This window comes from Coleofasciculus sp. H7-2 (assembly GCF_042747725.1).
Lineage (GTDB): Bacteria > Cyanobacteriota > Cyanobacteriia > Cyanobacteriales > FACHB-T130 > FACHB-T130.
Genome location: NZ_JBHZGO010000021.1, coordinates 1 through 2,034 on the forward strand (window position 1 = coordinate 1; position 2,034 = coordinate 2,034).

Sequence of the window (2,034 nt, forward strand, 5' to 3'; positions counted from 1 at the left end):
TCGTGCGTCAGGCAAACTGGAAAAGGCTTCCACAATGGCAAGCGTTCTCATAGCTCGATAAGAAAAATTCGTTGAGCTTTAGCTTACTGGATTTCACCCTCTCTGTCTAGAATGAAATAGCCCTGACCATTAGATGTTGAATTGTATCAGCACGCGAGTTCATTACCGGAAGGAAAACAAGACCCAGAATTTGTCAAAAAGCCAGATATAGCATTGAAGTTAATTGATAAATGTCTAAGCAGAGGTGAAAAGCCGGGAGTAGTATTGGTAGATGCCGGCTATGGAAATAATAGTAATTTCCTGAAGCAATTAGAGTTAAATAAGTTAAAATACATAGCTGGATTAGCCAAAAATAGAAAAGTTATTTGTCAACTAGAACCAGAGAAGGAAAAAGTAACTTTAAGATTAGATGAGTTAGCAAAAAGCCTGAAGCCAGAGGCATTTACAGGCATCCAACTAGAAGTAGAACTCCCAAGAACAGTATGGGTAGCCACAGTTGAGGTAGAAATGCCAGCTTTTGTAGAAACTAGAACAATAGCTATCGTGATGAATGCTGCTAGTTTAGCCGAAGCCACAGAAGTTAACTATCTTATTACTAATGTTGCTCACGAAAAGGCAACCTGTGAATGGATAATAAAAACTTACTCCCAAAGAAATTGGGTGGAAGTATTCTATCGTGAGGCTCTCATGATGGTTAGGTTTAAAAGAATATCAGACGCGAAGTACCATCAGCCTTCATCGACATTTGATATTAGTTTTCTGTGCCTACAGTTTTATTATTTGGCAACAATTAACGGGAGGTTTAAGACGGCGCTGGGCGAATAAACCGTTGAAGACATTTACTGAAGCTTTGTCAGCTTTTAGAACAGCCATATCTTATCGATTTGTCTGTTGGCTTCAGGAGAATAGTGACGTATTCGCCTTACACCTAGCCAATTTAGGCTTTGTTTGGGCTTGAATTTTGTTTAAGTCCCGCTAAGTCAATTCGGGCTGTGGACAGCGCTTGATAAAATCCCAGCGATCGCAGGGTGTGGCAATTATCCTGCGAGATAACAGCCATTGATAGAGTTTTCGGACGCCTTGGGGAATGCTCAATTGGGGTGTCCAGCCAGTTGCGGCTTGAAATTTCCTGGTATCGGAGACGTAGTAACACTGATCTCCGGGACGCCAATTGTCAAAATATACGGTCGGCTTTTTCCCATGTATCTCGCGGATCAGTTCGATGAATTCCAGTAAGCTGATGGTGTTTTCAATGCCGCCACCGATATTGAAAGCTTGACCGGAGAGAGTGCGAATATTCTCTTGTGCTAGCAGGAAGGCATCGACAAGATCCTCAACAAACAGGATGTCTCGCACCTGCATTCCGTCGCCGTATAATGTGACTGGCTGACCTTTGATGGCGCGAATCAGGAAGTGAGCAACCCAGCCTTGATCTTCGGTGCCGAACTGATGGGGGCCGTAAATGCAGCTCATGCGGAAGACGACTGTGGGCATACCAAAGGTACGGGCGTAGTCGAGGACGTACTGATCGGCGGCACCTTTAGAACAACCATAGGGACTATGGAAGTCTATCGGACGGTCTTCGCTAATACCAGGACAGGGGAACCCTGCCCCGACAATGGGTTGATAGCGGGTATGGTTCTGCTGGAATTGGATGTCTGGTAGATTGCCGTAGACTTTGTTAGTGGAAGTGAAGACGAGGGGCGGTGGATCAAACAGCGATCGCATTTCTTCGAGCAAATTCAGCGTCCCCGAAGAATTCACCTCAAAGTCATGCACTGGGTCGATTAAGCTGGTTCTCACTGCCACCTGGGCGGCAAAGTGAAAGACTTGTTTGGCGTCTTTGAGGGCGTGACGCAAGGCGTAGCGATAGCGAAGCGCCGACCTGTCGGTTCGCGCACATCTGCTACCGGGACTTAAACAATGAATTAAAACCAAATGAGTTATGATCCATGCCAGATAAGAAGTTCACGTTGAAAAATACCCATGAAGGAAACTACACCCGACGCAATGCCTCCATGCTTTGAGAAATGG

At 45.3% G+C, this 2,034-nt stretch carries 1 protein-coding gene and 1 pseudogene; one reads left to right on the top strand and one right to left on the bottom strand.

Annotated elements, in window-relative coordinates:
* Positions 1 to 126 precede the first annotated feature (126 nt).
* A pseudogene (locus tag ACFW2W_RS03725) lies at positions 127 to 958 on the top strand (transposase); the annotation flags it as partial.
* A gap of 17 nt (positions 959 to 975) precedes the next feature.
* Here the strand turns inward: ACFW2W_RS03725 and ACFW2W_RS03730 are convergent.
* On the bottom strand, positions 976 to 1,938 hold the full coding sequence (locus ACFW2W_RS03730) for an NAD-dependent epimerase/dehydratase family protein (protein WP_378173495.1): 963 nt from the start codon (positions 1,936 to 1,938) through the stop codon (positions 976 to 978).
* Positions 1,939 to 2,034 lie beyond the last annotated feature (96 nt).